We start from the raw sequence: 24,042 nt of genomic DNA, 5'->3' as shown, positions 1-24,042 counted from the left end.
CCGGATCGGGCGCGCACGAAAAAGGGCGCCCGAAGGCGCCTTGGTGCGAAGCGGACCGGCGGCGTTCAGCCGAGCAGCGCGTCCGCGAATTCCACCGCGCTGAACGGTTGCAGGTCCTCGACCTTCTCGCCGACGCCGATGAAGTAGACGGGCACCGGCCGTTGCCGCGCGATCGCGGCGAGAATCCCGCCCTTCGCGGTGCCGTCGAGCTTCGTGACGATCAGGCCGGTCAGGCCCAGCGCGTCGTCGAACGCCTTCACCTGCGTGAGCGCGTTCTGGCCGGTGTTTGCGTCGATCACCAGCAACACTTCGTGCGGCGCGCCGTCGTGCGCCTTCGCGATCACGCGCTTCACCTTCTTCAGCTCTTCCATCAGGTGCAGCTGCGTCGGCAGGCGGCCGGCCGTGTCGGCCATCATCACGTCGATCTTGCGCGCGCGTGCGGCGCTGACCGCGTCGAAGATCACCGCGGCCGGATCGCCGCTTTCCTGCTGCACGACCGTCACGTTGTTGCGCTCGCCCCAGACCACCAGCTGCTCGCGCGCGGCCGCGCGGAACGTGTCGCCGGCGGCCAGCAGCACCGACTGGTCGAAGCTCTGCAGATGCTTCGCGAGCTTGCCGATGCTGGTCGTCTTGCCCGCGCCGTTCACGCCGGCGATCATCATCACGAGCGGTTGCGCGCGGCCGAGCATCAGCGATTTCTCGAGCGGCGTCAGCAACTCGACGAGCAGGCCGTGCAGCGCATCCTTTACCTGCTGCGGATCGGTCAGCCGGCCCGTGCGCACCTTCTCGCGCAGCGCGCCGAGCAGGTACTCGGTCGCGTCGACGCCCGCGTCGGACATCAGCAGCGCGGTTTCGAGCTCCTCGTACAGGTCCTCGTCGATCTTCGTGTTGACGAAGACGCCGGTGATGCTCGAGCCCGTCTTCGCGAGCCCCGTTTTCAGGCGCGCGAGCCACGACTTTTTCGCGGAGGCGTCCTGCAGCGGCGGCGGGACGATCTCGACCGTCTCGACGACTTCGTCGCGGCCGTCGTTGGTCGGCGTGACCGTCATCACGACGGCCGGCGCGGCCGGTTGCGCGCTCGCCTGCGGCAGGTCGGCCGCGGGCGGCGCGTCGGGCTCGGGCGCGTCGGCGTCGGACGCTTCGTCCGCTTGCTGCGCGTCGGCCGATTGCGATTCCGCCGGATCGGGCTCCTGCGTTTTTTTGAATCGTTTGAAGAAACTGAACATGGTCTGGCGTCGGGAAGAGGGCGGGCCGCCGCGGGGGCGGGGCGCCGGACGGGCCGTTCTGCGTTCGCGCGGACGCGGCGCTCGGCGGCCGAAACCGTGCATTTTATCAGTGCGGCGCGGCGCTCGCGTCAGTGCGCGCCGCCGCTGTGGTAACGTGCGCCTGTTTGGCGGCGCCCCTCGCGCGCGCCCGGTTCCTCCGTTGTCGATATCCCGTATGTCCCGTTCCTCTTCCGGCCGCCCGGCGGCCCCTTCCAGCCGCGGCAAGCCGCACACGATCCGCATCATCGGCGGCGACTGGAAACGCACGCCGCTCGCGGTGCTCGATCTCGACGGCCTGCGCCCGACCCCCGATCGCGTACGCGAGACGCTGTTCAACTGGCTCGGCCAGGATCTCGAAGGCCGGCGCTGCCTCGACCTGTTCGCGGGCACCGGCGCGCTCGGCTTCGAGGCCGCATCGCGCGGCGCGGCGAGCGTCGTGATGGTCGAGCGCCATCCGCGCGCCGCGCAGCAGTTGCGTGCGATCAAGGACAAGCTCGGCGCCCGTTCGGTCGAGATCGCCGAAGCCGATGCGCTGCGGCTCGCGGCCGGGCTCACGCCGGGTGCGTTCGACGTCGTGTTCCTCGATCCGCCGTTCGATGACCTGGCCGCGCGCGATCGCGCGATCGCGCTGTCGGCGCCGCTCGTCGCGGCGGGCGGCGCGCTGTACGTCGAAACGGGGGCGGAACTCGATCCGGCCGCGCACGACGCGCTCGCGGGCTGGCAGGTGGTGAAGCACGGCAAGGCCGGTGCGGTTCACTATCATTTGCTGCGCCGCGAAAATGATGAATAATGCGCGTTCCATACGAGGCGGCGCGCCGCGAAGGCGACGCATGCCCATCTCGGCAGCGGCGCGTGCATCGCACGGCTGCCATCCCGTTTGCGTGATGACAGGAGGAGCGACATGGTAGTCGCCGTGTATCCCGGTACGTTCGATCCGCTGACGCGCGGGCACGAAGACCTCGTGCGGCGTGCGTCGAGCATTTTTGATACGCTGGTGGTGGGCGTTGCCGACAGCCGCGCGAAGAAGCCGTTTTTCTCGCTCGAAGAACGTCTGACGATTGCGAACGAGGTGCTCGGCCATTATCCGAACGTGAAGGTGATGAGTTTCACCGGCCTCCTGAAGGATTTCGTCCGCGTCAACAATGCGCGCGTGATCGTGCGCGGGCTGCGCGCCGTATCCGATTTCGAATACGAGTTCCAGATGGCGGGGATGAACCGCTATCTGCTGCCCGACGTCGAGACGATGTTCATGACGCCGTCCGACCAGTACCAGTTCATCTCGGGGACGATCGTGCGCGAAATCGCGCAATTGGGCGGCGATGTCAGCAAATTCGTGTTTCCGTCCGTCGAGAAGTGGCTGACCGAGAAAGTCACGGCGATGGGAGGCCCTGCCGCGTGATGCGGCGCCGGCCGGTTTCGTTGCGAAGCCGGCCGCCGGCCTGAAGAAGTGAGATCAGTATGGCTTTGATGATTACCGACGAGTGCATCAATTGCGACGTGTGCGAGCCCGAGTGCCCGAACGGCGCGATTTCGATGGGCCCGGATATCTACGTGATCGACCCGAACAAGTGCACCGAGTGCGTCGGCCATTTCGACGAACCGCAGTGCCAGCAGGTGTGTCCGGTCGAATGCATTCCGCGCGATCCGCAGCATGACGAATCGCACGCGCAATTGATGGAGAAGTACCACGCGTTGATCGCCGTGAAGGGCGACGACGCGTCGTGATCCTGCGCTGACGCGCGCTCCGATCGAGGGGCGCGCGTCGCGCTTTCTATTCAGACCGGCGCCGGTTCTTCCATATCAGCCCAGCAGCTCGCGCAACGCCGCGACGAGCGCATCGCATTCGGCATCGGTGCCGACGGTGATGCGCAGATGCTGGTCGATCCGCGGCAGCCGGAAGTGCCGCACGAAAATTTCCCGTTCCTTCAGCTTCGCCGCGATCGCGCCCGCGTCGTGCGCCGGATGGCGCGCGAACACGAAATTCGCGGCCGACGGCACGATCTCGAAGCCGAGCGCGGCGAGCGCATGCGTGAGCCGCGCCCGGCTGTCGATCACGCGCCGGCAGGTGGCGTTGAAATAATCGGTGTCTTCATACGCGGCCTGCGCGGCGACCTGCGCGAGCCGGTCGAGCGGATACGAATTGAAGCTGTCCTTCACGCGGTTCAGCGCGTCGATCAGCGCCGCATCGCCGAACGCGAAGCCGACGCGCATGCCCGCGAGCGAGCGCGCCTTCGACGTCGTATGCACGACGAGCAGGTTCGGATGGCGGTCGATCAGCGTAATCGCCGACTGCGCGCCGAAATCGACGTACGCTTCGTCGATCACGACGACCGACGACGGATTCGCGGCCGCGATCCGCTCGACGTCCGCGAGCGGCAGCGCGCGCCCGGTCGGCGCGTTCGGGTTCGGAAACAGCACGCCGCCGGCGTCGTCGAGATAGTCGTCGACGCGGATCGAGAAATCGTCCGCGAGCGGCACGACCGTGGTCTCGACGCCGTACAGGCGCGCGTAGGTCGGATAGAAGCTGTACGTGATGTCGGGAAAGCGCAGCGGCCGGTCGTGCTTGAGCAGCGCCTGGAACGCATGCGCGAGCACCTCGTCGGAGCCGTTGCCGACGAACACCTGTTCGGGCTGGATGCGGTGATGGGCCGCGACCGTCTCGCGCAGCGCGCGTGCGAGCGGGTCGGGATAGCGGCGCAGCGTGTCGCCGGTGTCGCCGAGTTCGCGTGCGATCGCCGCGACGACGCGCGGCGACGGCGGATAGGGATTCTCGTTGGTGTTCAGCTTGACGGGGTGCGCGAGCGCGGGCTGTTCGCCCGGCACGTAAGGCACCAATTGCTGAACGACGTCGCTCCAGTAACGGCTCACCGCTTGGCTCCTGTCGGGCAAAACGCCCAGATTACCGCATGTGCGCGTCGCGGTGGGGCGGGCGAGGCCGCCGGGTTGGCCGGATGGCCGATGCACCGACCCGTGCGCGGTGCGGTCAGCTGCGATGCAGCTGCATCGTCGCGCGGTCGAGTTCGCCCTTGACGACCATCGGCATCACGGCGAGCGCGCGTTCGATCGATGCGTCGATCACGTCCTGTTCCTCGCGGCGCGGCGGTTTCAGCACGAAGTTCGCGACGTCGGGCTTCGCGCCGGCGCGCGCGCTTTCCGGAATCAGGTCGCGCGGATGGCCGATGCCGATCCGCAGCCGCCAGTATTGCTGCGACGACAGGTGCGCGGTGATGTCCTTCAGGCCGTTGTGGCCGCCGCTGCCGCCGCCGAGCTTCAGCTTCACGGTGCCGGGCGGCAGGTCGAGCTCGTCGTGCGCGACGAGGATCTGGTCGGGCAGGATCTTGAAGAATTGCGCGAGCGCGACGACCGACTGGCCGGAGCGGTTCATGTAGGTCTGCGGCTCGAGCAGATGCACTTCTTCGCCGTGCAGGCGCGCTTTCGCGTAGAAGCCGTGGAAGCGGCGTTCGTCGCGCAGCGTCGTGCCGGCTTCGCGAGCGAGCTGGTCGATCAGCCAGAAACCGGCGTTGTGGCGCGTCGCGGTGTATTCCGCCCCGGGATTGCCGAGGCCGACGATCAGTTTGATCATGACGTTTCGAAGGCGGCGGCTGCCGCCTGGGCGCAGAAAAAGAAAAACCCGCCGGGCAAGCCGCGGCGGGTTGCGTCGACCGTTTCGTGAAACGGATCGATGGGGCGTGCAGGCAGCCGCTTAGGCAGCCGGCGTTTCGCCTTCTGCTGCGTCCGACACGGCACCCGCCGGGACCGTCGCCGAAGCGATGACCGGGTTTTCCGCGTCGACGTGCGCGACCAGCGCGACGCCCTTCGGCAGCGCGATGTCCTTCGCGTGCAGCGATTGACCGGCTTCGATCTTCGACAGGTCGACTTCGAGGAACTCCGGCAGGTCAGCCGGCAGGCACTCGATTTCGATTTCCGTCGCGACGTGCGAGACGATCGCGCTCGACAGCTTCACGGCCGGGCTGACTTCCGCGTTCAGGAAGTGCAGCGGTGCCTTCGTGTGCAGCTTCTTCTTCGCGTCGACGCGCTGGAAGTCCACGTGCAGCACGAGTTGCTTGAACGGGTGGTATTGCACGTCGCGCAGCAGAACCTGTTGCGACTGGCCAGCGACTTCCAGGTCGAGGATCGACGAGTGGAAGGCTTCCTTCTTCAGTGCATGCCACAGCGCGTTGTGATCCAGTTCGATCTTTTGCGGGGCTGCTTCGCCACCGTAGACGATACCCGTGGTCTTACCGGCGTTGCGCAGGCGGCGGCTCGCACCCGTACCTTGCTGTTGGCGCTCGAAAGCGACGACTTTCATGTGATTCTCCATGTGCTGCCCGCGACCAGGCAGTAAAACGGGGCCATCAAGCGGCCCCCGATGAAACGGCCGGGGTTTCGTCTATCCCGTCCGATTGTGCAAAAAGCGAAGCGTTGCCGCTTCGCTTTTCGCGCATGCTTTGTTCCGTCGATTCGCGATCAGGATTCCGCGAACAGCGACATCACCGAATCGCCGCGGCGGATCCGCGAGAACGTCTCGGCCAGCAGGCTCGCGCTCGTCAGCGAGCGGATCTTCGAGCATGCCAGCGATTCGGCCGACAGCGGAATCGTATCGGTAACGACCAGCTCGTCGAGTTCCGATGCGGCGATACGCTCGGCGGCGCCGCCCGACAGGACCGGGTGCGTCGCGTACGCGAACACCTGCTTCGCACCGCGCGCCTTCAGCACTTGTGCAGCCTTGCAGAGCGTACCTGCCGTATCGACCATGTCGTCCATGATCACGCAGGTGCGGCCTTCGACTTCACCGATGATGTTCATCACTTCGGCGACGTTCGCCTTCGGACGACGCTTGTCGATGATCGCGAGATCGCAGTTGAGCTGCTTCGCGAGCGCCCGGGCACGCACCACGCCGCCGACGTCCGGCGACACGACGAGCAGATCCGAGTAGTTCTGCTTGCGCACGTCGCCCAGCAGGATCGGCGTCGCGTAGATGTTGTCGACCGGGATGTCGAAGAAGCCCTGAATCTGGTCGGCGTGCAGATCCATCGTGATGATCCGCTCGACGCCGGCGATTTCCAGCATGTTCGCGACGACCTTCGCCGAGATCGCGACGCGCGCCGAACGCGGGCGGCGATCCTGACGCGCATAGCCGAAGTAGGGGATGGCAGCGGTGATCCGGCCTGCGGATGCGCGCTTGAGCGCATCGACCATGATCATCAGTTCCATCAGATTGTCGTTCGCCGGTGCGCACGTGGATTGCAGGACGAAGACGTCCTTGCCGCGCACGTTTTCCTGGATCTCGACCTGGATTTCGCCGTCGGAGAAACGGCTGACCATCGCTTTGCCGAGGGGAATACCAAGGATACTGACGACTTCCTGGGCGAGCGCGGGATTCGCGTTGCCAGTAAAGACCATCAGGCCATCATGGCTGTGGCTGCTCATCGTGCACCTGCTTCAGGCTTGGGCGGGAAATGCGGGAAAATTTTTGGCAGGGGAGGAAGGACTCGAACCCTCGCATGCCGGAATCAAAATCCGGTGCCTTGACCAACTTGGCGACTCCCCTACACTTAACTGATAACTTCACCGAACTTGTGCAGGCCGTTCGGCAAAGTAAAACTTCATGACGCGAAAGCGAAGAGCGGATGCTCGTTCAGACTCTCGGCAACTGCGCCATTCCAACTGGCGGGCAGCTTGGCTTTCGCCGCTTCTGCCTCGTGCTTGCTGTGAAACGCCGCAAACACGCTTGCTCCGGAGCCGGTCATCCTCACGGGGGTCACATCATACAACCATTTGACCGCCTGCGCAACTTCCGCGTACTTCCTTGTTACAACTTCCTGCATATCGTTCCGACCGAAGCTATCTGGCCATCCCGTATCGCTGGTTTGCTGTGCAAGAAAGTCAGCAATTGTGACGGGCTTCGTATTTCTTGTCAACAACTCATCTGAAAATATTTCAGCGGTCGGGACATGAACGCGTGGCGTCACAACCAAGAACCAGCGAGTCGGCAATTGTACCTCAGCTAATTCTTCTCCGATACCCTCCGCGAACGCATTTTTTCCAAAAATAAAAAACGGGACGTCGGCGCCGAGTTTGACCGCGAGCGCCTGGAGTTCGGCGCGCGGCAAATCGAGTTGCCACAGGCGGTTCAGCGCGAGCAGCGTCGTCGCCGCGTCGGAGCTGCCGCCGCCGAGCCCGGCGCCCATCGGCAGGATCTTGTCGATCTCGATGTCGACGCCGTGCGCGGTGCCCGTATGCGCTTTCAGCAGGTTCGCCGCGCGCACGACGAGATCGCTTTCCTCGGGCACGCCCGGCACGTCGGTGACGCGTGCGACGCGGCCGTCGTCGCGCCGCGTGAAGTGCAGCGTGTCGCCCCAGTTCAGCAGCTGGAATACGCTCTGCAGATCGTGATAGCCGTTCGGGCGGCGGCCGGTGATGTGCAGGAACAGGTTGAGTTTCGCGGGCGCCAGGCAGTTGCGCAGCGAGCGGGTCGAATCCATGACGGAACTGCTCAAAGAGAATACTCCTTTAGACAATGGCGTAAGGAGTGTGGCGGCGGCTAGGCACCGCCGGAAACAAAAAAACGCTCATGCAGCGCTGCCCCTTACTGATCGAGCACGAGCTTGATGTCGAGCGGCGGCGTGGCGCGCACGAGGTTGACGCGTTTGACGCCCGTGGCCGGGGCATCCGCGTAGGCAAGGTAGTCGATCGTCCAGCCGTCCTGGCGCAACTGCTTGATGCGCGTGCCGTCGGCCGGGTCGCGCACGGTTTCGGCGGGCGTCGCGGGCGCGGCGGTCGGCAGCAGCCAGTAGCGCAGGCCCGCGAGCGGCAGCTCGAAGCCGAGCGTTTTCTGCATCAGGTCGCCGACGTCGGGCGCATATTGGGTCGGGCGGTTCGGCAATTCGAGCGACGCCGCGCGCGGCGTCGATTTCACGACCGCGAGCGTCTGGCCGAGCGGGCTGCGCAGTTCGAGCGACACGTCGTCGCCGTGCTCCTGCCAGTCGAAGTTGCCGTACACGTTCTGCGGGTTGCCGAGACGATCGTCGTACCGCACCGCGAAGCGGCCGTGGTACGCATGCGCCGCCGCCGTCTGCAGCACGGCGCCCGTCGGCGCGTTGGCCGACGGCGGCGTGCTCGCGCAGCCGGCGAGCGCGAGCGCCGCGCCGGCCGCGGCCAGCGTGCGCCGCGCGCGGGAGGACAGGGAAAACATCGGGAACATCCGCATCAGAGGCCGTTGATCTGCAGGCGTTTGAGCGTCTGCACGAGCGTTTCGTTGTCGGGCTCGAGCTTCTGTGCGGCACGCCACGCGTTGCGCGCGTCGTCCTGCGCGCCGCTCTTCCACAGCACTTCGCCGAGATGCGCGCCGATTTCGGCGTTCGGCTGCAGTTCGTATGCACGCTGCAGCACCTTCCTCGCGCCGGCCGTGTCGCCCATCCGGTACTTCACCCAGCCGAGGCTGTCCATGATGTACGCGTCGTTCGGCGCGAGCGCCATCGCCTTGTCGATCAGCTTGCTGGCCTCCGGCAGGCGCTGGTTGCGGTCGGCGAGCGAATAGCCGAGCGCGTTGTAGGCCTGCGGGTTGTCGGGCTGCGTACGGATCAGCTCGCGCAACTGCTTTTCCATCGTCGCGTAGTGGCCGGTCTTTTCGGCCGCCATCGCGTAGTCGTAGCGCAGGTCGGGATCGTCCGGGAAGTCCTGGACGGCCTGCCCGAGCCGCGCCTCCGCTTCCGGATAGCGCTTCGCGGTGAACAGGATCGACGCATCGGTGCGCGCCACCACGGCCGCGTCGCGCGGATCCGAGATCGGCAGGTTGTCGAGCACCTTGCGCGCCTCGTCGGTCTTGCCCTGTTTCTGCAGCAGCTGCGCACGCGTGATCTGCGCGGGCAGGTAGTGCTGGCTCGTCTGGTCGACCTTGTCGAGCCATTGCGACGCCTGCGCGTCGTTGTTCTGGTCGATCGCGATCTGCGCGAGGTAGATGTAGCCCTGGCCGACGTCGAGGTTCGGCTGCTTGTCGGCGAGCTGCACGTATTGCTTCAGGTAGCCGGTCGCCTCGTCGAGTTTCTTCTGCTGGATCTTGATCAGCGCGAGCGCCATCAGCGGCGTCGGATCCTTCGCGTCGAGCTTGCGCATCGTCTCGAACTGCTTCTGCGCGTCGTCGAGGCGATCGTCGGCGAGATAGAGCTGCGACAGCGCGAGCCGTGCGTCGCGCGACTTCGGATTCTGCTGAACATACTTCTCGAACGACGCGATGCCCGCCGCGCGTTCCGCCGGCCCCATCTGCGACAGCATCAGCGCCGCCGGCAGGTAGTCGGGGCGGATCTGCAGCGCCTGCTTCAGCGATTGCGCGGCGCCTTCCTTGTCGTCGACCGCGAGCTGCTGCCGCGCGATCGCGAGCTGCGCCTCGGGGCGGTTCATGTCGTTCTTCAGCATGTCCTTCAGCACCGCGAGGCCGCCGACGCGGTCGGGGCCGCGCACGAGCAGCGCCTGCAGCGCGAGGATCGCCGGGCCGCGCGTGTCGCCGGTCGCGCGGGCCAGCTCGCGCGCGAGCATCGGCTGCGCGTCGGCCGGCTTGCCGGCGAGCACCAGCAGCGCGGCGTCGACCTGCGACGCGCGGTTCGAATCCGGTGCGTACTGACGCCACAGGTTCGCGGCGGACAGCGCGTCGGCCGGGCTCTGCGCGCCGAGCGCGATTTCGGTCGCGCGCTGCGCCATGCGCGGATCGCGCGTGTCGCGGGCCAGCGCGAGGTAAGTCTGGTACGCCGGCGCCGGCTGGTTGCGCTGGAGCGCGACCTCGGCGGCGAGCACCTGGTAGACGATCTGGCTCGTCAGCGGCACGCCGGGGAGATTCTTCTGCTCGTCCGGCAACACGTGCTCGAACGCACCCTGCGGCTCCGCGTCGTCCGATGCCGGATTCTGCGCGTGGGCCGGAAAGGCGGTGAGGGTCCAGGCGGCAAACAGCGCGGCACCGAGTGCACGGCGGACCGGGAAGGCGCGCGCGCCGCGCACGGCGGCGGGGCGCTCCTGAAGCAGCTTCGAGGGCAGGGTCATGGAAATCCGTTCGATGTTTCAACCGATTGTAACGCGCTCGCTACAATACACGCACGATCGTGATAGGGTCCGTTTACCTGTGGAACCCCCATGCGAATGCCCGAAATCGCCCGCCTCGCGTGCTGCCAGGCGAGCGATTTCGGGCATTCCCGTGTTTAATTCGGGGCCGCCGCGAGAACGGCCGTTCTCGCGGCGGCGCATGCGCGTTCCCTATGTAAGCAGACCGTAGCCTCAGACCCGCAAAACATGCCAGAGTTGCCAGAAGTCGAAGTCACGCGCCGGGGCATCGAGCCCTTTGTCGCGGGCCGCCGCGTCGAGCGTGTCGACGTCCGTACCGCGATGCTGCGCTGGCCCGTGCCGGCCGGGCTCGCCGAGCAATTGCGCGCGCGCGAGGTGCTCGCCGTCGAGCGCCGCGGCAAGTACCTGCTGTTCGAAGTCGATGCGGGCTGGTTCATCGTCCATCTCGGGATGACGGGCACGCTGCGCGTGCTGCCCGCGGCCGGCGTGCCGATCGCCGCGAAGCACGACCACATCGACTGGATCTTCGACGAATTCGTGCTGCGCTTCCGCGATCCGCGCCGCTTCGGCGCCGTGCTGTGGCACCCGCGCGAAGCCGGTGACGTGCATGCGCATCCGCTGCTCGCGAGCCTCGGCGTCGAGCCGTTCTCGCCGGCGTTCACCGGCGCTCTGCTGCATGCGCGCACGCGCGGCCGCACGGTGTCGGTCAAGCAGGCGCTGCTCGCGGGCGACATGGTCGTCGGCGTCGGCAACATCTATGCGTCGGAGAGCCTGTTTCGCGCCGGCATCCGGCCGACGACGGCCGCCGGCAAGGTTTCGCTGCCGCGCTACGAGCGGCTGGCCGATGCGGTGCGCGCGACGCTCGCCGACGCGATCGAGCGCGGCGGCAGCACGTTGCGCGATTTCGTCGGCAGCAACGGCGAAAGCGGCTACTTCCAGCTCGACTGCTTCGTCTACGATCGTGCCGGCCAGCCTTGCCGCGTATGCGGCACGCCGATCCGCCAGATCGTGCAGGGCCAGCGGTCGACCTATTTTTGCCCGACGTGCCAGCGTTGAAACCCTTTTCCCCGATCAGATAACTTGAAGCCGCCCCGCATCGCCCCCGCTCCGTTCCCCGTCACGCCGCTGCACCGCACGTTCGCCACGCGTCTCGTCGCGTGGCAGCGCGAGCATGGCCGCCATGACCTGCCGTGGCAGAACACCCGCGATCCGTACCGGATCTGGCTGTCGGAAATCATGCTCCAGCAGACGCAGGTGTCGACCGTCATTCCGTATTACACGCGTTTTCTCGACCGCTACCCCGACGTCGCCGCGCTCGCGGCCGCGCCGGCCGACGACGTGATGGCGCTATGGGCGGGGCTCGGCTACTACTCGCGCGCGCGCAACCTGCACCGCTGCGCGCAGGTCGTCGTCGCCGAGCACGGCGGCGCGTTTCCGGCGACGCCCGACGCATTGGCCGAACTGCCCGGCATCGGCCGCTCGACGGCCGCCGCGATCGCGTCGTTTGCGTACGGCGCGCGCGCGACGATCCTCGACGGCAACGTGAAGCGCGTGCTCGCGCGGGTATTCGGCGTCGAGGGCTTTCCGGGCGAGAAGCGGGTCGAGAACGACATGTGGGCGCTCGCCGAATCGCTGCTGCCCGATGCCGCGAACGCGGCCGACGTGAGCGCGTATACGCAGGGGCTCATGGATCTGGGCGCGACGCTGTGCGTGCGCGGCAAGCCCGACTGCGCGCGCTGCCCGTTCGCGGGCGACTGCGTCGCGCAATCGACCGGCCGGCAGCGCGAACTGCCGGCCGCCCGGCCGAAGAAGGCCGTGCCGACGCGCAAGACCTGGATGCTCGTGCTGCGCGACGGCGACGCCGTGCTGCTCGAGCGACGGCCGCCGACCGGCATCTGGGGCGGCCTGTGGAGCCTGCCGCAAGCGGACGGCGATGCCGCGCTCGCCGATCTCGCGCGCGGTTTCGGCGGCGGCGGCACGGTGCCGCTTGCGCCGCTCACGCATACGTTCACGCATTTCCGGCTCGAGATCGAGCCGCGGCTGAGCGATGTGGCCGACGGCGGCGGCCTGCCGTCGCAGGCGCGGGACGCGGACACCGCATGGGTGCCGCTGAGCCGGCTCGACGCGTACGGCGTGCCGGCGCCCGTGCGCAAGCTGCTCGATGCGCTGAGCGGGCCGTTGCTGTAACGAGCGGGGAAGAAAGGGCGCGGCGCGGGCCGCGTTCGCGAAGGCGCCGCGTTGTCGCCCGCAGGAAGGAATGGCCTTCGGGCGGGCGCGACGCGCGACTCGCGGCGGATCGGTGCGCGGTCGCTACAGCCAGCCGTGCCGGTCGAGCACGTGGTGCACGGCGTCGATGCGCGCGCCGACGTCCGGAAACTCCATCAGCTTCTGCCGCGCGCGCAGGTCGAGCGGCAGCAGTTCCGCGAGGCGATTCGATACCCAACTCGGATCGTCGAGGCGGAACGGTTCGCCGAACGGCATTTTCTGCGGATCGGATTTTTTCAGCGCATCGATGATGCGTTCGAGCACCTCGGCGCACGAGCCGAACTGCGCGAGCGCCTGTTCGCCTTCGAGCGGAATGTCGTCGGGCAGCGGCTCCGCGATGCCGACCAGCAGCCCGTTGCCTTCGACGCGATACGACAGCAGCTCGAAACGCTGCGTGCCGACCGCCTGCAGATACAGCATCCCGAATTCGCCGGTATCGCACTCGGCGATGCGCGCCATGCAGCCGATGGTTTCGGGCACCGACACCGCGCCGTCCTGCGCGACTTCGGGCCCGCTCTTGAGCAGGCACACGCCGAACGGTGCGTCGTCGCGCAGGCAGGCGCGCGACATGTCGAGATAGCGCGCCTCGAACACCTTGAGCGGGAGCAGCCCTCCAGGAAACAGCACCGTGTGCAGCGGAAACAGCGGCAGGTCGATCAGGGTGGTCGATAGGGAGGACATGGCGCGCGGGCGTGGGGGCGGGTGTCGCTAGGGTCGGTCGACCTCGGAGACGAGCCGCGACGACGCGTCGACATCCACGGGCGCGTCACGATGCCGCACGATCACGTTCGCCTCGCGCGCCAGGCGCGCGGCGAGCGTTTCCGCGATGAACACCGAGCGATGCTGGCCGCCCGTGCAGCCGATGGCGACGGTCAGGTAGCTGCGGTTGTCGTCGCGGAAGTGCGGCAGCCATTTCATCAGGAACGCATGGATGTCGTCGATCATCTGGTGGACGATCGGCAGTGCGTCGAGAAAGGCGATGACCGGCTGGTCGAGCCCGGTGAGCGGGCGCAACTCGTGGTCGTAGTACGGATTCGGCAGCGCGCGCACGTCGAACATCAGGTCGGCGTCGAGCGGCACGCCGCGCTTGAAGCCGAACGATTCGAACATCACCATCAGGTCGTTGTTCTTTTGCTCGATGAAGCGCTTGACCCAGGTGCGCAGCGCGTTCGCGCGCAGCGTGCTGGTATCGATCTGGTGGCCGAATTCGGCGAGCGGCGCGACAAGCTCGCGCTCGCGCTCGATCGCTTCCTCGAGCGACGACAGCAGGCCGACGTCCGCATCGTGCGACAGCGAGCCGGACAACGGATGGCGGCGGCGCGTTTCGGAGAAGCGCTGGATCAGCGCCTGGGTGCTCGCGTTGAGGAACAGCACGCGCACGTCGTGCTCGCGGGACAGCTCGCGGATCAGGCCGGGCATTTCGTCGAGCGATGCGCTCGAGCGCGCGTCGATCGCAACCGCGAGCCGGCGCTGGCCGTCCTGCTCGAGGTAGCGGGCGAGTTCGGGAAGCACGTGCGGCGGCAGGTTGTCGACGCAGTAATAGCCTGCGTCCTCGAGCGCGTTCAGCGCGACGGACTTGCCTGAGCCGGAGATGCCGGTGATGAGGACGATGCGCATGGGAACGGAGAATCCTGACGTTTCATCATAGCACCGGCTCGACGCGTCGGCGTTGCGCGGCCGGCGCGTGCGGGTTACACCAGTTTGCCGGGGAACTGACTGTCGGGATCCTGCATCGCGAGTCGTTGCCGATCCATGAAATCGCGCAACGTGTCGATTCCGCGCAACTGCAGGATCGTGTTCCGGACGGCCGCCTCGACGAGCACCGCGAGGTTGCGGCCGGCCGCGACCTGGATCGTGACCTTGCTGATCGGCAAACCGAGCACGTCGACGGTCTGGCTTTCGAGCGGCAGGCGCTGGAATTCGCCGTCGGGGCGACGCACGAGCTGGACGATCAGCTTCAGCTTCATTTTTCGTCGCACCGCGGTTTCGCCGAAGATCGTCTTGATGTCGAGCAGGCCGAGGCCGCGCACTTCGAGCAGGTTCTGCAGCAGCGGCGGGCAGCGGCCTTCGACGAAATCGGGGCCAAGACGGACGAAATCGACCGCGTCGTCGGCGACGAGGCCGTGGCCGCGGCTGATCAGCTCGAGGCCGAGCTCGCTCTTGCCGAGGCCGGAATCGCCGGTCAGCAGCACGCCCATCCCGAGGATGTCGAGAAACACGCCGTGCAGCGTCGCGCGCGGCGCGAGGATGCGCGACATGTAGAGCCGCAGGCTGTCGATCACCGCGGCGGCCGACATCGGCGTCGTGAACAGCGGCGTGGACGAGCGCGTGCAGCGCAGCACCAGTTCGGGCGGCGCCGCGGCGCCGCCGGCGACGACGAGAAACGGAGGTTCGAGTGCGATCAGCTCGGCCATGTGGCGCGAGCGGTCTTCGTCGGTCTGGCGCTGGTAGTAGTCGATTTCGGCTTCGCCGAGCACCTGGATCCGGTTCGGGTGGATCAGGTTCAGGTGGCCGACGAGGTCGGCGCTCGACGTTGCGTTACCGACCGTGTCGGCCGAAAAGCCGCGCTCCCAGCCTTCATGCCCCGTCAGCCAGCTCAGTTTCAGCGTCGCTGCGTTGTCGTCGAAGATGCTCTGGGCGTTGATGCTGGACGTATCCATGACTCTCGTCACTCCAATGGGCCGGTGCGGGCGCGCGGCGACGGACGTCGCCATGCCGGGCCGGCGCCGGGCGGCCCTGGGCGGCGCGTGCCGCCTCGTACGGGGAAATATTCCGCCCGGAACAACTCAAGGTTGCCACTGAGTGAGCAGGCGATGCAACTCGGCGATATCCGTTTCGTTGTGCAGACGCTCGCGTGCGTCGCGGTCGGACAGCAGTTGCGCGATTTCCGACAGGATCTCGAGGTGCTGCTGGGTGGCTTGCTCGGGGACGAGCAGGAAGATCAGGAGACCGACAGGCTGACCGTCGGGCGCTTCGAACGGGATCGCATCGGCGAGGCGGACGAACGCGGCGAGCGGATGCTTGAGGCCCTTGATGCGGCCGTGCGGAATCGCGACACCTTCGCCGAGCCCGGTCGAACCGAGGCGCTCGCGCGCGAACAGGTTGTCCGTGACGGTGCTGCGGCCGATGCCGTTCTGATTCTCGAACATCAGCCCGGCTTGTTCGAAGACGCGTTTCTTGCTGGTGACCGAGAGGTCGATGACGACGTTCTCTATGGGCAGGATTTTGGCTAGGCGATTCATGTTGGCAGGCGATTGGGCGGCCTGGGGTCTCCTTGCGGCGGCGGACTGATTTTCCATGTTCGGCGATATCAAGGCATGTGGCATGGCAACCTGCAACGCCGCTACCGCATCCAACACCCCCCGGCGATAACCGGAACATTATAGAGCACAGCCGCGTGCGTGGCGCAGCACGGACGGACCGGTGGCACCTGCGCTCGGCGTGGCAAAAAAAACGCCCGGCGAACCGGGCGGCGTGCGTGTTGCTGTGACGGTTATTGCGGCGGCAGTTCGATCTGGTCGATCGACGGCTGCAGCTTGATCGGGTCGTGCGCGTGCGTTTGCAGGCGCTCCATGTGCTTGACGACCTGGCGATCCAGCTTGTCGATCAACAGATCGATCGCGGCATACAGGTTGCCGTTCGCGCTTTCGACGAAGATGTCCTTGCCCTTCAGGTGCAGGTTGATTTCCGCGCGCTGCTGCTTGTCCTTTTCCTTGTGGTTGTCGACCGAGAGGATCACAGTGCCATCGATCACCTGATCGCTATGCCGTAGCACCCGGTCCAGCTTGGTGATCACGTATTCGCGAATGGCAGGCGTGACTTCGAGATGATGTCCACTGATCTTCAGGTTCATAGTGCTTCTCCAAGCGAGTGACCACCCGGCCGCATCGAGGCGGCGCTCCGGTCGACTTGCCCATGCCGCGGAAAGGCGGCGTATCGCGGACAGGTCGCCCGGCCTGTTCCCCGTGTGCGCGGTGGTCGGGACACGCCTGCCGCCGGGCAGGCAGCAGGCTTAAAGAGACTTGCGCAGATTCACTGCCGGGATCTTGAGGGCTTCGCGATATTTCGCAACCGTGCGGCGCGCGACCACGAAACCCTGTTCTGCCAGCAGCTCGGCAATGCGGCTGTCCGAAAGTGGCGATTTTGGGTCTTCAGCTCCTATCAGTTGCTTGATGAGGGCTCGGATGGCGGTCGACGAGGCGGCGCCACCGGTGTCGGTCGAGACGTGAGATCCGAAGAAGTACTTAAATTCCAGCGTCCCGAACGGGGTCAGCATGTACTTCCCGGTTGTCACACGGCTGACAGTCGACTCGTGTAGGCCCAGCGTATCAGCTATTTCCCGCAAAACCAAGGGGCGCATGGCAATTTCACCGTGCGCAAAGAAATTCTTCTGACGCTCGACAATAGCCTGCGCGACACGCAGGATCGTCTCGAAACGCTGCTGGATGTTCTTGATCAACCAGCGTGCTTCCTGGAGCTGCTGCTTCAGCGATCCGGCCGACGGATCGCCGCGGCTGTTGCGCAGGATGTTCGCGTACAGGTTGTTGATCCGCAGGCGCGGCACGACCTCCGGATTGAGCTCCGCGAGCCATCCCTGGCCGGCCTTCTTCACGATGATGTCGGGCACGACGTAGTCGGCCTCGGCCTTGCCGTATGCGGCGCCGGGGAACGGCTCCAGCGAGCGGATCAGCGCATGCGCGTCGCGCAGCGCGTCGTCGCTCGCCTTCAGGTGCTTGCGCAACCGTGTGAAGTCGCGTGCGGCGAGCAGTTCGAGATGCTGCGACACGATCTCGAGCGCGAGCGTGCGCGTGGGGGACGGATCGAGGCGCAGCAGCTGGAGCTTCAGGCATTCGGAGGCCGAGCGGGCGCCGACGCCGGCCGGGTCGAAGCTGTGCAGCAGCGCGAGCGCCGCGTTCAGTTCGTCGCAGTCGATTTCGAGTTCGGGCGGCAGGTCGGCGAGCACTTCGTCGAGCGTGGCGGTCAGGTAGCCGTCGTCGTCGAGCGATTCGATCAGGAACATCACGAGCGCGCGATCGCGCGGGCCGGCCTGCGTGACGCGCAACTGCGCGGACAGGTGGTCGCGCAGCGACGTCGCGGCTTCCTGCACCTGCAGCGGCGGCAAGTCGTCGTCGTCGGACGCGCCGCTCGAGCGGCCGTATTCGTCGAGGTTCCACTGCGGGCCGTCGTTGCCGTCGGCGGAGCCGTAACCGTCGTATTCGTCGGCGCCGGCCGGCTCGTCGCGCTCCGCGCGATCGCTGGACGTACTGCTGCCGTTGGCCGCGGCGGGTTCGGTGTTCGAGGCGGGCGGCGTCTGCGCGATCAGCGATCCGTCGGCCGCGACGCGCAGCGGGCTCGCGATCCATTCGTCGTCGTTCTCGAGCAGCGGGTTCTGCGCGACGGCCATCGCGACTTCCTGCTGCAATTCGAGCGTCGACAACTGCAGGAGCCGGATCGACTGCTGCAGCTGGGGCGTCAGCGCAAGATGTTGCGACAGGCGGAGTTGAAGGCTGGCTTTCATGGCAAGGAGGGAGTCATACCGGCAGTTTGCCACGACCCAGGCGCATTGAGCCATCCGCGATTACGCGCGGCGCGCCGCCCGGCCGCGGGCAGGGCCGCGGGCGTGGATGCAAAGCGGGGCGCAGCCCCGCGCGGCGATGCCGGGCGGGGTGCAGCCAGCCACGAGGAGGGCGTTACATGCGGAAGTGTTCGCCGAGGTACACGCGGCGCACGCTTTCGTTTTCGATGATTTCGCTCGGCGCGCCGGCGGCCAGCACCGACCCGTCGCTGATGATGTACGCGTGGTCGCAGATGCCGAGCGTTTCGCGGACGTTGTGGTCCGTGATCAGCACGCCGATGTTGCGCTGTTTCAGGAACTTGACGATTTTCTGGATCTCGAGCACCGCGATCGGGTCGACGCCGGCGAACGGTTCGTCGAGCAGGATGAAGCTCGGGTTGGTCGCGAGGGCGCGCGCGATTTCGACGCGGCGTCGTTCGCCGCCCGACAGCGACAGCGCGGGGTTCTCGCGCAGGTGGCCGATCTGCAACTCGTCGAGCAGCGCTTCGGTGCGCGACGAGATCGCATCCTTCGACAGTCGCTTGCCGTCTTCGCCGTACTGCAGCTCGAGCACCGCGCGGATGTTTTGCTCGACGGTCAGCTTGCGGAACACGGACGCTTCCTGCGGCAGGTACGACAGGCCGAGCGACGCGCGCTTGTGGATCGGCAGCAGGCCGATCGAGCTGCCGTTCAGCGAGATTTCGCCCGCGTCCGTCGGCACGAGGCCGACGATCATGTAGAACGACGTGGTCTTGCCGGCGCCGTTCGGGCCGAGCAGGCCGACGACTTCGCCGCTCTTCACGTCGAGCGACACGTCCTTGACGACCGTGCGCGAGCCGTAGCGCTTCTTCAGGTTGCGGACGACGAGCGAGCTCGTCGTGCCGGCCGGCTGGCGGTTCGGGAGCGCGTTCATTGGCCCGGTGCTCCCTGGATCGTGGTCGACGGCGACAGCTTGGCCGGCGCGCCGTTCAGCGGCGCGGGGCCGCCGTTCTTCGGCGACAGCATCGCGCGCACGCGGCCGTTCGGGTTGCCCGGCGCCGCGACGTCCTTGCCGCCCTTCGCGGTGTAGAAGTCGCGCTGGCCGTCGTACGTGATCACGCTGCCGTGCACGGTGTCGGCGACCGTCGACGTGCCCTGCAGGCGGCGCACGGTCGCGGCGGTGGTCAGCGTGGTCAGGTCCTGCTTGCCGTCGTAGTCGATGCGTTCGGCGTCGCCGTCGATGTATTCGTCGAGGCCTTCGCGCTTCTGGCGGAACGTCGCGTGCTTCTTGCCGCTGCCGAACGACGTCGCATACTGATAGCCTTCCGGGTCCTGGCGTACTTCGACGCGATCGCCCTTGATGATGATCGTGCCCTTCGTGATCACGACGTTGCCGGTCGCGACCGTGACCTGCTTCAGATCGTCGTAGGTCAGGTTGTCGGCCTCGACGTTGATCGGCTTGTTCTGGTCGGCCTTCTCGGCATGGGCGAGCGGCGCCAGCCCGACGAGCGGGAGCGCCACGAGCGTCGCGGCGAGCGCGGCGCGGACGGCGCGCGCAGCGCCGCCGGAAATCAGTCGAGGGAACGGTTCGTTCATGCAGTCACGTGAGGGATGCGTCACTTGGGTTGACCTTTCGAGCCGCCGGACGTGTCCGCGGCGGCAATCGTGCCGCGCACGTTGCCGTAAAGCTCGATGACCCGGGTGACGTTGTTGTACTTCATGCCGTCGGTCGCGTTGACGAGCGACAGGCCGCGCTGAAGTTTAACCGGCTTTTCGGTCTGGATCACATCGTCATTGACGAAGATCCGGAAATGCTGGGAATCGGCCTGCATCTGCGGATCGCCGCCGCCGGCCGCGCGCAGGATGCGCGCGTCGTCGTACAAATCGACGATCGACACGTCGCCGTTGACGGTGCCGCGCTTCGCGGTGGTCGTCACGACCGGCTTGCCGGGCTGGAACGCGCGCATGGCCGGATCGGTCAGGTCGCTGCCTTCGGTGTCTTCGTAATGGACCAGCTTCGCGGCCGTCAGCCGGTACTGGGTCGTGCCGGTCTGGTCGAGTTCGGTGACCGAGAAGTTGTCCGCGAAATAATCGGGCGTGTGGCGCTTCGGCTGCGCGACGCCCTCGCCGGGCGGCGGCAGCGTGGCCTGCAGCAGCCACCAGGTGACGCCCGCGAGCGCGGCGACCGCGGCGAGCGGCAGCATCTGGGTCCAACGGAAATGCGTACTCATCGGTCAGGCTCCGCAGGCGGCGGCGAGCAGCGCGTCGTAGCGGCGCTGCGCGCGCAGGATCGCATCGCAGACCTCGCGCACGGCGCCGTGGCCGCCGCGGGCCTCGGCGACCCAGTGCGCGCGGGCGATCACCTCGGGGTGCGCGTTCGCGGGAGCCGTGGCGAAGCCGCAGCGCAGCAGCACCGGCAGGTCGGGCCAGTCGTCGCCCATGTAGCCGCATGCGTCGGCCGTCAGGCCGAGCGACGCGATCAGGTCGGCGAACACGGCGAGCTTGTTCTCGACGCCCTGGAACAGGTGCGCGATCTTCATCTCCTTCGCGCGCGCCGCGACGATCTCCGAGCGGCGGCCCGTGATGATCGCGGTCGCGATGCCGGCTTCGCCGAGCAGCTTCACGCCGTGGCCGTCGAGCGAATTGAACGACTTCATCGCGTCGCCGGCCGCGGTAAACAGCAGGCCGCCGTCGGTCAGCACGCCGTCGACGTCGAAAATCATCAGCTTCACGCGGCTCGCGCGTTCGGCCGCAGTCAGCGCTGCGCTCATCAGATCACCTTCTTCGAAAACAGGTCGTGCATGTTCAGCGCGCCGATCAGCGCGCCGTCGGCATCGACGACCAGCATCTGGTTGATCCGGTGGCGCTCCATCAGTTCCACGGCCTCGACGGCCAGGTGATCCGGCGCGATCGTGCGTGGGTTGCGCGTCATGACTTCGGTGATCGGCAGCGTGCGGAAGTCGCCGTCGCGGGCGAGCACGCGGCGCAGGTCGCCGTCCGTGAAGATGCCGGCGACCTTGCCGCCGGCGTCGACCACGGCCGTCATGCCGAGGCGCTTCGCGGTGATTTGGAACAGCGCGTCCGACAGCGTGGCATCGAGCCCGACGGACGGGACGTCGTCGCCCGAGCGCATCACGTCGCGCACGTAGGTGAGCAGGCGGCGGCCGAGCGCGCCGCCCGGATGCGAGCGCGCGAAATCGTCCGAGCCGAAGCCGCGCGCGTCGAGCACGGCGACGGCGAGCGCGTCGCCGAGCGCGAGCGCGGCGGTCGTGCTCGCGGTGGGCGCGAGGTTCAGCGGGCACGCTTCCTTCGACACCGCGGCGTTCAGGTGCACGTCGGCGAGCGTGCCCAGGCTCGACTCCGCACGGCCCGTGATCGCGATCAGCTTCGCGCCGATCCGCTTCACGAGCGGCAGGATCGCGACGAGTTCTTCCGATTCGCCGGAATAGGAGATGCCGATGAAGACGTCGTCGGAGGTGACCATCCCGAGGTCGCCGTGGCTGGCCTCGGCAGGGTGGACGAAGAAGGCCGGCGTACCGGTGCTGGCCAGCGTGGCCGCGATCTTGCGGGCGATATGCCCCGATTTGCCGATCCCGGAAACCACGACGCGGCCGCGGCAGCCGAGCAGCAGCGACACGGCCTCGACGAAGCCGCCGTCGAGCTGGTCGCGCAGCGCGCGCACGGCGTCCGCCTCGATGTCGAGCACGTCGCGGGCGAGCGCGAGCGCCCGATCATCATTGATTTTCGCTATCATGCGCGGAGTATAGCAAAGGCGTTTGTTCGCCGCGCCGCGCTTCGGACTCGTCCGATGCCGCCTGTCCACCGCCACCACCCGCGCCCGCCTTGCCGTGGCCCCGACGAACGAGGACGCTTCGCCTGTGATTTCCCCGCTCGAAATGACCCTGCTGCTGCTGCTGGCCTCGGTGGTGGGCGTCGTCGTATTCCGCTCGTTGAACCTGCCGCCGATGCTCGGCTACCTGACCGTCGGCATCCTGGTCGGCCCGCACGCATTCGGCGTCGCGGCGGATCTCGAACGGGCCGAGCACCTCGCGGAATTCGGCGTGGTGTTCCTGATGTTTTCGATCGGCCTCGAATTCTCCCTGGCGAAGCTGAGGTCGATGCAGCGGCTCGTGTTCGGGCTCGGCCTGCTGCAGGTCGTCGCGACCCTCGTGCTCGCGCTCGTGCTCGGCGCGCTGTTCGAGCACTGGGTGCACATTACGTGGCAGGGCAGCATCGCGCTCGGCGGCGCGCTCGCGATGTCGTCGACGGCGATCGTGTCGAAGATGCTCGCCGAGCGGCTCGAGATCGAGACCGAGCATGGCCGCAACATCTTCGGCGTGCTGCTGTTCCAGGATCTCGCGGTCGTGCCGCTGCTGATCGTGATCGCCGCGTTCGGCGCCGAATCGTCGAAGGACCTCGCGCTCACGCTCGGCTTCGCGGCCGTCAAGATCGTGATCGCGCTCGCGCTGCTGCTCGTCATCGGCCAGCGCTTCATGACGCGCTGGCTCAACGTGGTCGCGCGGCGCCGCTCGCAGGAGCTGTTCGTGCTGAACCTGCTGCTCGTCACGCTCGGCGCCGCGTTCATCACCGACCGCTTCGGCCTGTCGCTCGCGCTCGGCGCGTTCATCGCGGGGATGCTCATTTCCGAGACGCCGTTCCGCCATCAGGTGGAGGAGGACATCAAGCCGTTCCGCGACGTGCTGCTCGGCCTGTTCTTCGTAACGACCGGGATGCTGCTCGATCCGCGCGTGATCTGGGAGCATCCGTTGATCGTGCTCGGCTTCTTCGTCGGGCAGATCCTGTTCAAGGCGACGATGATCGCCGGGCTCGCGCGGCTGTTCGGCGCGACGCCGGGCGTCGCGATGCGCACCGGCATCGGCCTCGCGCAGGCCGGCGAATTCGGCTTCGTGCTGCTGAACCTGATCCTCGACCGGCACCTCGTCGATTCGACGCTGCTGCAGGCGATTCTCGCGTCGATGCTGCTGTCGATGCTCGCCGCGCCGTTCCTGATCCAGAACGCGGACCGCATCGTGATGCGGCTGTCGTCGACCGAATGGATGCAGCAGTCGCTGCAGATGACGCGGATCGCAACGCAAAGCCTCAAGCAGCGCGGCCACGTGATCATCTGCGGCTACGGCCGCGCGGGCCAGAACCTGGCGCGCATGCTCGAGCAGGAAGGCATTTCGTACGTCGCGCTCGACCTCGACCCCGATCGTGTGAGCGCGGCCGCGACGGCCGGCGAATCGGTCGTGTTCGGCGACGCCGCGCGCCGCGAATCGCTGCTCGCGGCCGGTATCCACCGGGCGGCGGCCGTCGCGATCACCTATGCGAACACGCCGTCGGCGCTGCGCGTGCTGCATCACGTGCACGAGCTGGAGCCGACGCTGCCCGCGATCGTGCGTACCGTCGACGACGCCGATCTCGAGAAGCTGCTCGCGGCCGGCGCGACCGAGGTGATTCCGGAGATCGTCGAGGGCAGCCTGATGCTCGCGTCGCACACGCTGGTGCTGGTCGGCGTGCCGATGCGCAAGGTCGTGCGGCGCGTCGAGGAGATGCGCGACGAGCGCTACAGCCTGCTGCGCGGCTATTTCCGCGGCGCGGACGATGCGGACGACGACGATCACGAGCAGGTGCGGCTACAATCGGTGCCGGTCGATGCGCGCGCGGACGCGGTCGGGCGTTCGCTGGAAGAACTCGGGCTGTACGCGCTCGGGCTGGAAGTCACGGCGATCCGCCGGCACGGCATCCGCGGCGTCGAACCCGATCCGCAGACCAAGCTGCGCGCGAGCGACATCGTGGTGCTGCGCGGGCTGCCCGAGGCGCTCGCGCTCGCGGAGGAGCGGTTGTCGCGCCATCGGCGCGACCCGCCGGCCGCGGCCGCGTGAGCCGCGATTCACGACCCGACCCGTATTGATCAGAAACGGTGCC

At 67.1% G+C, this 24,042-nt stretch carries 25 protein-coding genes and 1 tRNA gene; 6 read left to right on the top strand and 20 right to left on the bottom strand.

Going from position 1 to position 24,042, the window contains the following annotated elements:
* Nucleotides 1–65: 65 nt before the first annotated feature.
* Complete coding sequence (gene ftsY, locus QZM72_RS27055) at nucleotides 66–1,226, bottom strand: signal recognition particle-docking protein FtsY (RefSeq protein ID WP_089468492.1); 1,161 nt, start codon at nucleotides 1,224–1,226, stop codon at nucleotides 66–68.
* Between the two features lie 214 nt (nucleotides 1,227–1,440).
* Here ftsY and rsmD point away from each other — a divergent pair, with 214 nt between their 5' ends.
* The 3 genes from rsmD (at nucleotide 1,441) to QZM72_RS27040 (ending at nucleotide 2,990) form a co-directional block, all read left to right on the top strand.
* Entirely contained in the window at nucleotides 1,441–2,055 is a 615-nt protein-coding gene (gene rsmD, locus QZM72_RS27050) for a 16S rRNA (guanine(966)-N(2))-methyltransferase RsmD (protein ID WP_089468491.1), read from the top strand.
* Nucleotides 2,056–2,166: 111 nt separating this feature from the next.
* The gene (gene coaD / locus QZM72_RS27045; RefSeq protein ID WP_006477773.1) at nucleotides 2,167–2,664 is read left to right on the top strand and encodes a pantetheine-phosphate adenylyltransferase; all 498 of its coding nucleotides are present in this window, start codon (nucleotides 2,167–2,169) and stop codon (nucleotides 2,662–2,664) included.
* Between the two features lie 59 nt (nucleotides 2,665–2,723).
* A complete protein-coding gene (locus QZM72_RS27040; RefSeq protein ID WP_006477774.1) occupies nucleotides 2,724–2,990 on the top strand; it encodes a YfhL family 4Fe-4S dicluster ferredoxin in 267 nt (88 codons plus the stop codon).
* A gap of 75 nt (nucleotides 2,991–3,065) precedes the next feature.
* On the opposite strand, the gene hisC is transcribed toward QZM72_RS27040, so the two are convergent.
* The 8 genes from hisC to QZM72_RS27000 form a co-directional block, all read right to left on the bottom strand.
* Nucleotides 3,066–4,133, bottom strand: a complete 1,068-nt coding sequence (hisC, locus tag QZM72_RS27035) for a histidinol-phosphate transaminase (RefSeq protein ID WP_301739651.1) — start codon at nucleotides 4,131–4,133, stop codon at nucleotides 3,066–3,068.
* A gap of 115 nt (nucleotides 4,134–4,248) precedes the next feature.
* Complete coding sequence (pth, locus tag QZM72_RS27030) at nucleotides 4,249–4,848, bottom strand: aminoacyl-tRNA hydrolase (protein ID WP_031403074.1); 600 nt, start codon at nucleotides 4,846–4,848, stop codon at nucleotides 4,249–4,251.
* Between the two features lie 120 nt (nucleotides 4,849–4,968).
* Nucleotides 4,969–5,574, bottom strand: coding sequence for a 50S ribosomal protein L25/general stress protein Ctc (locus tag QZM72_RS27025; RefSeq protein ID WP_011546248.1), 606 nt, complete (start codon nucleotides 5,572–5,574; stop codon nucleotides 4,969–4,971).
* A 158-nt stretch (nucleotides 5,575–5,732) separates the two neighbouring features.
* The gene (locus tag QZM72_RS27020; RefSeq protein WP_089468489.1) at nucleotides 5,733–6,695 is read right to left on the bottom strand and encodes a ribose-phosphate pyrophosphokinase; all 963 of its coding nucleotides are present in this window, start codon (nucleotides 6,693–6,695) and stop codon (nucleotides 5,733–5,735) included.
* 44 nt (nucleotides 6,696–6,739) lie between these two features.
* Nucleotides 6,740–6,816: transfer RNA gene (locus QZM72_RS27015), tRNA-Gln, on the bottom strand.
* Nucleotides 6,817–6,871: 55 nt separating this feature from the next.
* Nucleotides 6,872–7,750, bottom strand: coding sequence for a 4-(cytidine 5'-diphospho)-2-C-methyl-D-erythritol kinase (gene ispE / locus QZM72_RS27010; RefSeq protein ID WP_301739650.1), 879 nt, complete (start codon nucleotides 7,748–7,750; stop codon nucleotides 6,872–6,874).
* A 104-nt stretch (nucleotides 7,751–7,854) separates the two neighbouring features.
* The gene (gene lolB, locus QZM72_RS27005; protein ID WP_301739649.1) at nucleotides 7,855–8,475 is read right to left on the bottom strand and encodes a lipoprotein insertase outer membrane protein LolB; all 621 of its coding nucleotides are present in this window, start codon (nucleotides 8,473–8,475) and stop codon (nucleotides 7,855–7,857) included.
* On the bottom strand, nucleotides 8,475–10,298 hold the full coding sequence (locus QZM72_RS27000; protein ID WP_301739648.1) for a tetratricopeptide repeat protein: 1,824 nt from the start codon (nucleotides 10,296–10,298) through the stop codon (nucleotides 8,475–8,477). Before QZM72_RS27000 ends, lolB begins: the two co-directional genes overlap by 1 nt.
* Nucleotides 10,299–10,544: 246 nt before the next feature.
* On the opposite strand from QZM72_RS27000, the gene mutM reads away from it, so the two are divergent.
* Both mutM and mutY read left to right on the top strand, forming a co-directional pair.
* Nucleotides 10,545–11,372: a bifunctional DNA-formamidopyrimidine glycosylase/DNA-(apurinic or apyrimidinic site) lyase gene (gene mutM / locus QZM72_RS26995; RefSeq protein ID WP_089468485.1), complete on the top strand. Its 828-nt coding sequence runs from the start codon at nucleotides 10,545–10,547 to the stop codon at nucleotides 11,370–11,372.
* A 24-nt stretch (nucleotides 11,373–11,396) separates the two neighbouring features.
* On the top strand, nucleotides 11,397–12,503 hold the full coding sequence (gene mutY, locus QZM72_RS26990) for an A/G-specific adenine glycosylase (RefSeq protein ID WP_301739647.1): 1,107 nt from the start codon (nucleotides 11,397–11,399) through the stop codon (nucleotides 12,501–12,503).
* A 123-nt stretch (nucleotides 12,504–12,626) separates the two neighbouring features.
* Here mutY and QZM72_RS26985 read toward each other — a convergent pair whose 3' ends face one another.
* From QZM72_RS26985 to kdsD, 11 genes are all read right to left on the bottom strand, one after another.
* Nucleotides 12,627–13,262, bottom strand: coding sequence for an LON peptidase substrate-binding domain-containing protein (locus QZM72_RS26985; RefSeq protein WP_301739646.1), 636 nt, complete (start codon nucleotides 13,260–13,262; stop codon nucleotides 12,627–12,629).
* Nucleotides 13,263–13,289: 27 nt separating this feature from the next.
* Complete coding sequence (gene rapZ / locus QZM72_RS26980; RefSeq protein ID WP_089468483.1) at nucleotides 13,290–14,198, bottom strand: RNase adapter RapZ; 909 nt, start codon at nucleotides 14,196–14,198, stop codon at nucleotides 13,290–13,292.
* A 74-nt stretch (nucleotides 14,199–14,272) separates the two neighbouring features.
* A complete protein-coding gene (gene hprK / locus QZM72_RS26975; RefSeq protein WP_006483133.1) occupies nucleotides 14,273–15,241 on the bottom strand; it encodes an HPr(Ser) kinase/phosphatase in 969 nt (322 codons plus the stop codon).
* Between the two features lie 126 nt (nucleotides 15,242–15,367).
* Nucleotides 15,368–15,880 (bottom strand): PTS sugar transporter subunit IIA, encoded by a 513-nt coding sequence (locus tag QZM72_RS26970; RefSeq protein WP_027806888.1) that lies wholly within the window; start codon nucleotides 15,878–15,880, stop codon nucleotides 15,368–15,370.
* 194 nt (nucleotides 15,881–16,074) lie between these two features.
* Nucleotides 16,075–16,434, bottom strand: a complete 360-nt coding sequence (gene raiA / locus QZM72_RS26965) for a ribosome-associated translation inhibitor RaiA (RefSeq protein WP_006477786.1) — start codon at nucleotides 16,432–16,434, stop codon at nucleotides 16,075–16,077.
* A gap of 159 nt (nucleotides 16,435–16,593) precedes the next feature.
* Nucleotides 16,594–18,099, bottom strand: a complete 1,506-nt coding sequence (locus QZM72_RS26960; RefSeq protein WP_089468482.1) for an RNA polymerase factor sigma-54 — start codon at nucleotides 18,097–18,099, stop codon at nucleotides 16,594–16,596.
* A 172-nt stretch (nucleotides 18,100–18,271) separates the two neighbouring features.
* Nucleotides 18,272–19,048 (bottom strand): LPS export ABC transporter ATP-binding protein, encoded by a 777-nt coding sequence (gene lptB, locus QZM72_RS26955; protein ID WP_089468481.1) that lies wholly within the window; start codon nucleotides 19,046–19,048, stop codon nucleotides 18,272–18,274.
* Nucleotides 19,045–19,710, bottom strand: a complete 666-nt coding sequence (gene lptA, locus QZM72_RS26950; RefSeq protein ID WP_050014883.1) for a lipopolysaccharide transport periplasmic protein LptA — start codon at nucleotides 19,708–19,710, stop codon at nucleotides 19,045–19,047. Before lptA ends, lptB begins: the two co-directional genes overlap by 4 nt.
* A 20-nt stretch (nucleotides 19,711–19,730) precedes the next feature.
* The gene (lptC, locus tag QZM72_RS26945) at nucleotides 19,731–20,345 is read right to left on the bottom strand and encodes an LPS export ABC transporter periplasmic protein LptC (protein ID WP_012329238.1); all 615 of its coding nucleotides are present in this window, start codon (nucleotides 20,343–20,345) and stop codon (nucleotides 19,731–19,733) included.
* 3 nt (nucleotides 20,346–20,348) lie between these two features.
* Nucleotides 20,349–20,885, bottom strand: coding sequence for an HAD family hydrolase (locus QZM72_RS26940; protein WP_050014885.1), 537 nt, complete (start codon nucleotides 20,883–20,885; stop codon nucleotides 20,349–20,351).
* Nucleotides 20,885–21,868, bottom strand: a complete 984-nt coding sequence (gene kdsD, locus QZM72_RS26935) for an arabinose 5-phosphate isomerase KdsD (protein ID WP_089468480.1) — start codon at nucleotides 21,866–21,868, stop codon at nucleotides 20,885–20,887. Before kdsD ends, QZM72_RS26940 begins: the two co-directional genes overlap by 1 nt.
* A gap of 124 nt (nucleotides 21,869–21,992) precedes the next feature.
* Here kdsD and QZM72_RS26930 point away from each other — a divergent pair, with 124 nt between their 5' ends.
* A complete protein-coding gene (locus QZM72_RS26930) occupies nucleotides 21,993–23,999 on the top strand; it encodes a monovalent cation:proton antiporter family protein (protein WP_012329236.1) in 2,007 nt (668 codons plus the stop codon).
* The last annotated feature ends 43 nt before the right edge of the window (nucleotides 24,000–24,042 follow it).

The sequence above is a fragment of the Burkholderia sp. AU45388 genome (genome assembly GCF_030481585.1).
Classification (GTDB): Bacteria; Pseudomonadota; Gammaproteobacteria; order Burkholderiales; family Burkholderiaceae; genus Burkholderia; species Burkholderia sola.
This window is presented reverse-complemented; position numbering and strand designations above follow the sequence as displayed.

Bases quoted from the DNA above. Each gene is read 5' to 3' on its own strand.
- ftsY (WP_089468492.1), bottom strand. From the start codon at position 1,226: ATGTTCAGTTTCTTCAAACGATTCAAAAAAACGCAGGAGCCCGATCCG.
- rsmD (WP_089468491.1), top strand. From the start codon at position 1,441: ATGTCCCGTTCCTCTTCCGGCCGCCCGGCGGCCCCTTCCAGCCGCGGC.
- coaD (WP_006477773.1), top strand. From the start codon at position 2,167: ATGGTAGTCGCCGTGTATCCCGGTACGTTCGATCCGCTGACGCGCGGG.
- QZM72_RS27040 (WP_006477774.1), top strand. From the start codon at position 2,724: ATGGCTTTGATGATTACCGACGAGTGCATCAATTGCGACGTGTGCGAG.
- pth (WP_031403074.1), bottom strand. From the start codon at position 4,848: ATGATCAAACTGATCGTCGGCCTCGGCAATCCCGGGGCGGAATACACC.
- QZM72_RS27025 (WP_011546248.1), bottom strand. From the start codon at position 5,574: ATGAAAGTCGTCGCTTTCGAGCGCCAACAGCAAGGTACGGGTGCGAGC.
- QZM72_RS27020 (WP_089468489.1), bottom strand. From the start codon at position 6,695: ATGAGCAGCCACAGCCATGATGGCCTGATGGTCTTTACTGGCAACGCG.
- ispE (WP_301739650.1), bottom strand. From the start codon at position 7,750: ATGGATTCGACCCGCTCGCTGCGCAACTGCCTGGCGCCCGCGAAACTC.
- lolB (WP_301739649.1), bottom strand. From the start codon at position 8,475: ATGCGGATGTTCCCGATGTTTTCCCTGTCCTCCCGCGCGCGGCGCACG.
- QZM72_RS27000 (WP_301739648.1), bottom strand. From the start codon at position 10,298: ATGACCCTGCCCTCGAAGCTGCTTCAGGAGCGCCCCGCCGCCGTGCGC.
- mutM (WP_089468485.1), top strand. From the start codon at position 10,545: ATGCCAGAGTTGCCAGAAGTCGAAGTCACGCGCCGGGGCATCGAGCCC.
- QZM72_RS26985 (WP_301739646.1), bottom strand. From the start codon at position 13,262: ATGTCCTCCCTATCGACCACCCTGATCGACCTGCCGCTGTTTCCGCTG.
- rapZ (WP_089468483.1), bottom strand. From the start codon at position 14,198: ATGCGCATCGTCCTCATCACCGGCATCTCCGGCTCAGGCAAGTCCGTC.
- hprK (WP_006483133.1), bottom strand. From the start codon at position 15,241: ATGGATACGTCCAGCATCAACGCCCAGAGCATCTTCGACGACAACGCA.
- QZM72_RS26970 (WP_027806888.1), bottom strand. From the start codon at position 15,880: ATGGAAAATCAGTCCGCCGCCGCAAGGAGACCCCAGGCCGCCCAATCG.
- raiA (WP_006477786.1), bottom strand. From the start codon at position 16,434: ATGAACCTGAAGATCAGTGGACATCATCTCGAAGTCACGCCTGCCATT.
- QZM72_RS26960 (WP_089468482.1), bottom strand. From the start codon at position 18,099: ATGAAAGCCAGCCTTCAACTCCGCCTGTCGCAACATCTTGCGCTGACG.
- lptB (WP_089468481.1), bottom strand. From the start codon at position 19,048: ATGAACGCGCTCCCGAACCGCCAGCCGGCCGGCACGACGAGCTCGCTC.
- lptA (WP_050014883.1), bottom strand. From the start codon at position 19,710: ATGAACGAACCGTTCCCTCGACTGATTTCCGGCGGCGCTGCGCGCGCC.
- lptC (WP_012329238.1), bottom strand. From the start codon at position 20,345: ATGAGTACGCATTTCCGTTGGACCCAGATGCTGCCGCTCGCCGCGGTC.
- QZM72_RS26940 (WP_050014885.1), bottom strand. From the start codon at position 20,885: ATGAGCGCAGCGCTGACTGCGGCCGAACGCGCGAGCCGCGTGAAGCTG.
- kdsD (WP_089468480.1), bottom strand. From the start codon at position 21,868: ATGATAGCGAAAATCAATGATGATCGGGCGCTCGCGCTCGCCCGCGAC.